8 protein-coding genes, 1 other RNA gene and 1 pseudogene are annotated in these 7,128 nt (G+C 66.9%); 7 read left to right on the forward strand and 3 right to left on the reverse strand.

Going from position 1 to position 7,128, the window contains the following annotated elements:
• Positions 1–5: 5 nt before the first annotated feature.
• Positions 6–236: a DUF2007 domain-containing protein gene (locus J7367_RS19130; RefSeq protein WP_042675457.1), complete on the reverse strand. Its 231-nt coding sequence runs from the start codon at positions 234–236 to the stop codon at positions 6–8.
• A 1-nt stretch (position 237) separates the two neighbouring features.
• Entirely contained in the window at positions 238–879 is a 642-nt protein-coding gene (locus J7367_RS19135; RefSeq protein ID WP_057664062.1) for a glutathione S-transferase family protein, read from the reverse strand.
• A gap of 488 nt (positions 880–1,367) precedes the next feature.
• Here J7367_RS19135 and J7367_RS19140 point away from each other — a divergent pair, with 488 nt between their 5' ends.
• The 4 genes and pseudogenes from J7367_RS19140 (at position 1,368) to J7367_RS19155 (ending at position 4,730) form a co-directional block, all read left to right on the forward strand.
• Positions 1,368–3,107 carry a glutamine--tRNA ligase/YqeY domain fusion protein gene (locus J7367_RS19140; protein ID WP_057664060.1) on the forward strand — a complete coding sequence of 580 codons (1,740 nt, stop codon included), beginning with the start codon at positions 1,368–1,370 and terminating at the stop codon, positions 3,105–3,107.
• A 106-nt stretch (positions 3,108–3,213) separates the two neighbouring features.
• Positions 3,214–3,477, forward strand: coding sequence for a hypothetical protein (locus tag J7367_RS19145; RefSeq protein WP_057664055.1), 264 nt, complete (start codon positions 3,214–3,216; stop codon positions 3,475–3,477).
• 11 nt (positions 3,478–3,488) lie between these two features.
• Positions 3,489–4,417, forward strand: a pseudogene (locus J7367_RS19150) (DMT family transporter).
• A 103-nt stretch (positions 4,418–4,520) separates the two neighbouring features.
• On the forward strand, positions 4,521–4,730 hold the full coding sequence (locus tag J7367_RS19155) for a hypothetical protein (protein WP_162045075.1): 210 nt from the start codon (positions 4,521–4,523) through the stop codon (positions 4,728–4,730).
• 13 nt (positions 4,731–4,743) lie between these two features.
• Here J7367_RS19155 and J7367_RS19160 read toward each other — a convergent pair.
• Positions 4,744–4,818, reverse strand: a non-coding RNA gene (locus J7367_RS19160) — sX9 sRNA.
• Between the two features lie 265 nt (positions 4,819–5,083).
• Between J7367_RS19160 and J7367_RS19165 the strand changes: the two genes are divergently transcribed.
• Genes J7367_RS19165 through rlmM form a run of 3 tightly spaced genes read left to right on the forward strand, consistent with a single transcriptional unit; the run spans position 5,084 to position 7,104 of the window.
• Positions 5,084–5,464, forward strand: a complete 381-nt coding sequence (locus tag J7367_RS19165) for a hypothetical protein (RefSeq protein ID WP_033481634.1) — start codon at positions 5,084–5,086, stop codon at positions 5,462–5,464.
• Complete coding sequence (locus J7367_RS19170) at positions 5,464–6,024, forward strand: nucleoside deaminase (protein ID WP_007965277.1); 561 nt, start codon at positions 5,464–5,466, stop codon at positions 6,022–6,024. The genes J7367_RS19165 and J7367_RS19170 overlap by 1 nt, the downstream gene beginning before the upstream one ends.
• A 36-nt stretch (positions 6,025–6,060) precedes the next feature.
• Complete coding sequence (gene rlmM / locus J7367_RS19175) at positions 6,061–7,104, forward strand: 23S rRNA (cytidine(2498)-2'-O)-methyltransferase RlmM (protein WP_007970434.1); 1,044 nt, start codon at positions 6,061–6,063, stop codon at positions 7,102–7,104.
• Positions 7,105–7,128: the final 24 nt, after the last annotated feature.

Below are 7,128 nucleotides of genomic sequence, written 5' to 3' on the forward strand. Positions count from 1 at the left end.
CTGCGCTACAGCGCCCGCGTGACCTGCCCGCACAGTCCGATGTCCGCCAGCACCGCCTGGGCCTGGCTGAGATGCATGTCGGCCACGCAGACCTGCAGCATGCCGAAGGCGGGCAGCTCGCCGGCACCGCCCAGCAGCGATTCACCGAAGACGAACGCGGTGATGCCGGCATCTTCCAGCGCGTGCTTGGCCAGATGCGCATCGATGAGGTGACTGGCGCGGTAGGCGATCTGCATCTCAGTCGCGCGCTGCGCATTCGCGCTGCGCGCCGTTGCGCCAGTCGCGCAGCGCCGGCAATGCATCCAGTGCCGCCAGATAATCGCCGGCCGCTTCGAACAGCGGCACACCGTAGCTGGAAAAGCGCAGCGCCACCGGCGCGAACATCGCATCGACGATGCCGAAGTCGCCACACAGGAATTGCCCGGCGTGACCGTGTTCGGCGCGCAGGCTGGCCCACAGCGCCTGGACACGGGCGATGTCGCGCTCGGCGGCCGCATCCCATTGCGCCGGGCCTGGCGTGCGGGCCAGATTCATCGGCAGCTGGCTGCGCAGGGCTGCAAAACCGGAATGCATTTCCGCCGCGGCGGCGCGTGCCTGCGCGCGTACGGCCAGGTCGGCCGGCCAGCCGCGGCCGGCCAGCCAACGCTCGTTGATGTACTCGCAGATCGCCAGCGAATCCCATACATGCAAGGCGTCGTCCCACAGCACCGGCACCTGGCGGGTTGGCGAATACCCGGCAATGCGCGCCTGGAATACGGGCGTGTTGAGCGGCAGCGCGACTTCCTCGAACGGTACCTGGAAGTGTCGCAACAGCAGCCACGGCCGCAACGACCAGGAAGACAGGGTCTTGTCGCCGATCACCAGGCGGGGCAGTGGCATCGCAGGAGCGCTCCAACGGGGTCGGCGCAGCGTACGCGTCGCGGCCGATGCCCGCCAGCCATGCCCGGCCGCGCGCGGCATGCCTTGCCCAGGAACCGCCATCGAGAGGGCTGCGCGTAGCGTCGGGCCGGTGCAGACGGTGCCCTTGCGGCATGGTCAGGGCAACGCATTGCGGGAACTGCGCAGTCTGCAGCCACGCAAACGGCTGGCTACGCGCGCGTATCGCTCCTGATCAGCGGTCGCGGCACTCAAGCAGCAGCGCGCCACAACCGCGCAGAGCATTGCCAGCCGTGGGGGTCCGTCAAGGTGACCGCGCCGGCCAACCGCAGTGTGGCCACCAGCGGCACCGGCAGCGCCCACCGGCGCCGCGGGCGCTCCAGCCCGCTGCACCCGCTCAAGACGCTGCCAAACGCCGGCCCGCAGCCCCGCGCCTACCCCTAACCGGTGCCACCGCCTAAACTTGCGGTTTACCTATTGCTGATGCGCGCATGTCCGAGACCCTAGCCACCGACGCCACCGCCCCGGCGGAGAAGAAAGACTTCATCCGCCAGATCGTCCGCGAGGATCTGGCCAGCGGCAAGCACACGGTCATCCGCACCCGCTTCCCGCCCGAGCCCAACGGCTACCTGCACATCGGCCATGCCAAGGCGATCTGCCTGGATTTCGGGCTGGCCGCCGAGTTCGGCGGGCTGTGCAACCTGCGCCTGGACGATACCAACCCGGCCAAGGAAGACCCCGAGTTCGTGGTCGCCATCCAGGACGACGTGCGCTGGCTGGGCTATGACTGGGCGCAGCTGCGCCACGCCTCGGATTATTTTGAGGTGTATTACCTGGCCGCGCAGAAGCTGATCCGCGATGGCCATGCCTTCGTGTGCGACCTGTCCGCAGAACAGGTGCGCCAATACCGTGGCACGCTGACCGAGCCCGGCCGCAATTCGCCGTTCCGCGAACGCAGTGTCGAAGAAAACCTGGACCTGTTCGCGCGCATGCGTGCCGGCGAATTCCCCGACGGCGCGCGTACGCTGCGCGCCAAGATCGACATGGCCAGCGGCAATATCAACCTGCGCGACCCGGCGCTGTACCGCATCAAGCATGTGGAGCATCAGAACACCGGCAACGCGTGGCCGATCTACCCCATGTACGACTTCGCGCATTCGCTCGGCGATGCGGTGGAAGGCATCACCCACTCGCTGTGCACGCTGGAATTTGAAGACCACCGCCCGCTGTACGACTGGTGCGTGGACAAGGTGGACCTGGCCGGTCACCCGGAACTGCTGCAGCCGCTGCTGGACAAGGGCCTGCCGCGCGAAGCGGCCAAGCCGCGTCAGATCGAGTTTTCGCGCCTCAACATCAACTACACGGTGATGAGCAAGCGCAAGCTCACCGCGCTGGTGGAAGAGCAGCTGGTGGACGGTTGGGACGACCCGCGCATGTACACCCTGCAGGGCCTGCGCCGGCGTGGCTATACGCCGGCGGCGATGCGCCTGTTCGTGGACCGCGTGGGCATCAGCAAGCAGAACTCGCTGATCGATTTCTCGGTGCTGGAAGGTTGCCTGCGCGAGGATCTGGACGCAGCGGCGCCGCGCCGTATGGCCGTGATCGACCCGCTCAAGCTGGTGCTGACCAACCTGCCGGAAGGCCACACCGAAACGCTGCAGTTTTCCAACCACCCCAAGGACGACAGCTTCGGCACACGCGAGGTGCCGTTTGCGCGCGAGCTGTGGATCGAGCGCGAGGATTTCGCCGAGGTTCCGCCCAAGGGCTGGAAGCGCCTGGTGCCGGGCGGCGAAATCCGCTTGCGCGGTGCAGGCATTGCGCGCGTGGACGAGGTGATCAAGAACGCTGACGGCGAGATCGTCGAACTGCGCGGCTGGCTGGATCCGGAATCGCGACCGGGCATGGAAGGTGCCAACCGCAAGGTCAAGGGCACCATCCACTGGGTGAGCGCGGCACACGCGGTGGAAGCGGAAATCCGCCTGTACGACCGCCTGTTCTCGGTGGAGAAGCCTGACGACGAGTCGGAGGGCAAGACCTACCGCGATTACCTGAACCCCGAGTCCAAGCGCAACGTGCGCGGCTACGTAGAGCCGAGCGCTGCGATGGCAGCGCCCGAGCAGGCGTTCCAGTTCGAACGCACCGGTTACTTCGTTGCCGACCGTCGAGACCATAGCGCAGCCACGCCGGTCTTCAATCGCAGCGTGACCTTGCGCGACACCTGGGCCAAGTAACCGCGCAGGACAGCGGCGCCCTTGCAAGGCGGGCGTCGCTGCTACCGAGGACCGGGCGGCGGGTGCACGGCTGCAGAGGCGGCATCTGCGTCATCACGCACCCTTCCTGCCGCAGCGCCGATGCGTCGCACACTGCCAGCCACGCCGTGGATCGCTCCAGACCATCACGGTTTTGGCGGTCGCGCACGCACTGCGAAGACATCCCACTGATTGCACCGTGCCATCGTTCCCACGCGGCGCTGTGCGTGTGGCCGAGGACATCACAGCGGCTGGAACAGCGCACCGTTGCGGCGTGGCGGTGTTGCCTCCGGCTGCAGCGCTCGGCTTGATCAACTCCCTGCCGCACGGCACGCTGCAATGCGCGCCCTGAGGAACAGCACGATGCGTGAACGCTTGATGGTGGGTGTCGCCTGCGGAATCGGTGCGGGTGCGCGTGGGGGCTGGTGTTTCTGGCACCGCAATTGCTGGGCGCTTTTACGCCGCTGCAATTGGCGGTGGCGCGGTATCTCTCGTATGGCACGGTCGCGGCCTTGTTGCTGGCGCCACGCGCGCGGCAGACCGCTGCCCGGCTGGGCGCTGCCGAATGGTGGGCATTGGTGCGTTTGAGCCTGATGGGGAATCTGGTTTATTACGTGCTGCTTGGCAGCGCCGTGCAGTGGGCGGGCAGCGCGGCAACGGCATTGATCATCGGGCTGTTGCCGGTGGTGGTCACCGTGATCGGGACGCGTGCCGCCGGTGCGGTGCAATTGCGACGTCTGGCCGCGCCCTGCGTGCTGTGCGTGATCGGCGTGACATTGGTGGCACTGGACACCGTGCAGGACGACTCCGGCCAACAGGTGAACGATCGCCTGACGCGGATCGCCGGCCTGCTGTGCACGGCCGGTGCGCTGGTGTCGTGGTCGGCCTATTCGATCGCCAACGCACGCTGGTTGCGACGGCGCCCGGATCTGTCCGGCGGCGACTGGTCGCTGCTCACCGGCGTGGTCACCGGCGCACTGGCATTGTTGCTGGCGCCGGCGGCCCTCATCGGCAGTGCAGCGCATGCACCGCTCGAGTGGGCCAGTTTCTGGGGCGTGTCGCTGTTGCTGGGCATCCTGGCCTCGATCATCGGCAACGCGCTGTGGAATCGTGCCAGCCGCTTGCTGCCGCTGACCCTGGTCGGGCAGATGATCGTGTTCGAGACGGTGTTTGCGCTGCTGTACGGCTTCGCCTGGGAAATGCGCCTGCCTACGCCACTGGAGCTGGCCGCCATCGCCTGCCTGCTGGTCGGCGTGCTGTGGTGCGCAGCACTGCATGCGGAAGCGAAATGACCTCGGCACCTGATGCACGCATCGGCCTAGATTGCAGGCTGTGTCAGCCAGCGATGCCGCCATGTGCCTGCCATCACCATGCTTACGCCCACCTGCAAACACATTGCGCAGCGCGGTGTTTTCGCTGTCGATCGGCCTGACGGCCTGCTCGCCGCAGCCGCCCGTCTCGAACGCGGCGACCCCGGCCGAGGTGTTCTGCACGCTTCTGCCGGGTCGGCCAGATGACGATCTGCCCAGCGATCGCCGCGACGAAAGCATGCAGCAACTGGACCTTGCCACGCGCTGCCACAGGGCACTGCGCAGACGGCGTTGACTGCACCAAGAGCGGCTAACGAAACGTCGCGAGCAGTCATCAGCTGGGTGCGGACGCGCGGAGCAACCGGAGGGTCCGCGTGGTACATGCCGATTCCGAGCAGCGGCAGCGCCCGCCTGGCGGCTGCACAGCAGTCTTGTTAGCTGCTCCAAGGCTGCGGGCGTGTTTCGGTCACACGCCAGGCCGTCGTTGGCATCATCAGCCGCAACGCGCGCAAGACCTGGATCGCGTGATGGTCGTAGCTGATCCAGCGCGCGCCACATCCGCGCATCCGGGGCTTACCATGGCCGCTCACCTATCCTGATCGGAGCGGCCGCATGTCCCGTCTTTTGTCCCGGTGTCTGAGCATGCTATTGCTGCTGGCCTGCCTTGGGTCGACTGGCTGCGTGGCCGCACCACCGACCGATACCGCCGCGCCGCCTCCGGCAACCGGCTCGACAAGCGGCCCGGCAGCCGGCAAAGCGGTCATCGTCACCACCACCTGCCGCACCGATGCCGATTGCACGGTGAAGAACGTCGGCAACTGTTGCGGTGCGTTTCCAGCCTGCGTCAACGTCAACAGCGCCACCGACCCCAGAGGCGTACTGGCGCAGTGCCAGGCTGGCGGCATGATGAGCGTGTGCGGCTTCCGCGAGATCAGCGCCTGCCAGTGCGTCGCCGGTCAATGTGCCGCAAAGGACGCGCAGGCCGATACACTGCGCCCCGCCACTCCCCCTACAGAAACGGTCCACTGATGCTTTACGCGCACGTCCACCTCACCCTGCCCGACTGGATCCACGCGCATGTCGACGACAGCCGCGCCTATCCCGGCGATGAGGAAAAGGTGGCCCTGGCGATCGAGCTGTCACGGATGAATGTGCGCGAACGCAGCGGCGGCCCGTTCGGCGCGGTGGTGTTCGGCCCGGACCACCGCATCATCGCCGCCGCAGTGAACCGTGTGGTGCCGCAGACCACCTCGCTGGCGCATGCCGAAAACATGGCTTACATGCTCGCGCAACAGCGCCTGCAGACACCGCGTTTGAACGATGTGCTGTCGCCGGTGACGCTGGCCACCTCGGCGCAGCCGTGCTGCCAGTGCTACGGCGCCACCGTGTGGGCCGGCATCGACCGCCTGCTGATCGGCGCGCGCGCCGACGATGTGATGGCGCTGACGCAATTCGACGAAGGCCCATTGCCGGCCGACTGGGTCGGTGAACTGAGCCGCCGCGGCATCGAGGTGGTACGCGACGTACTGCGCGACCAGGCGTGTGCAGTGCTGCGCAACTACGGCGAGGGCGGCGGTGACCATTATTGATGTCGCGGGCGCAGCGGGCGCCCTGCAGGTGCAGCGATGAGCGGCCTGCTGTGTTACTGCCGGCAGGGTTTCGAACCAGAGCTGGCCGCAGAACTGAGCGCGCGCGCCGCATTCGTCGGCATTGCCGGTTATGCGCGCACCCAACGCAACGACGGCTATGTGCTGTTCGTCTGCGACGAAGCCGCGCAACTTGCAGCAAAACTGCAGTGGCGCGAGCTGATCTTCGCCCGGCAAAAGCTGGTGGTGATTGCCGAGCTGAAAGGCATCGACCCCAAGGACCGCATCACGCCGATCCTGGCCGCGTTGGACGGGCAGCAGCGCTTCGGCGATCTGTGGGTAGAACACCCGGATTCGGACGCGGGCAAGCCGCTGGCGGGCCTGGCGCGCAGCTTCGGCAATGCGCTGCGCCCGGCTCTGCGCAAGGCCGGCCTGCTCACCGACAAGCCGCAGTCGCGCCTGCCGCGGTTGCACGTCTGTTTTCTCGACGGCGACCACGCCCTGCTTGCGGTGGCCGACAGCGCCGACAGCGCGCCGTGGCCATTGGGCATTCCACGGCTGAAATTGCTGCCGGAAGCGCCCTCGCGCTCTGCCCTCAAGCTCGACGAAGCCTTGCTGACGCTGCTCACGCCCGAAGAACGCGATGCACTGGTCAAGCCGGGCATGCGTGCGGCCGATCTGGGCGCTGCGCCCGGCGGCTGGACCTGGGTACTGACGCGGCAGCACGTGCACGTCACCAGCGTGGACAACGGCCCGCTGCGCGAGCATGTGCTGGAGACCGGGCTGGTGGAACACCTGCGTGCCGACGGCTTTCACTGGAAGCCCGCGCAACCGCTGGACTGGATGGTCTGCGACATGGTCGAGCAACCGCGCCGTGTGGCCGAACGCATGGCGACCTGGGTGCGCGAAGGTTGGTGCCGCAACACCATCTTCAACCTCAAGCTACCGATGAAAAAGCGCTGGGACGAGACCCGTCTGTGCCTGGACCTGTTCGAGCAACAGGCAGAAAAATCATTGAGCGTGCGCGCCAAGCAGCTCTATCACGATCGAGAGGAGATCACGGTGCTGGCGATGCGGGATTGAGCGGAATCGGGAATCGGGAATTGG

Origin of the sequence: Xanthomonas sp. D-36-1, assembly GCF_017746155.1 — a bacterium.
Lineage (GTDB): Bacteria > Pseudomonadota > Gammaproteobacteria > Xanthomonadales > Xanthomonadaceae > Xanthomonas > Xanthomonas cissicola.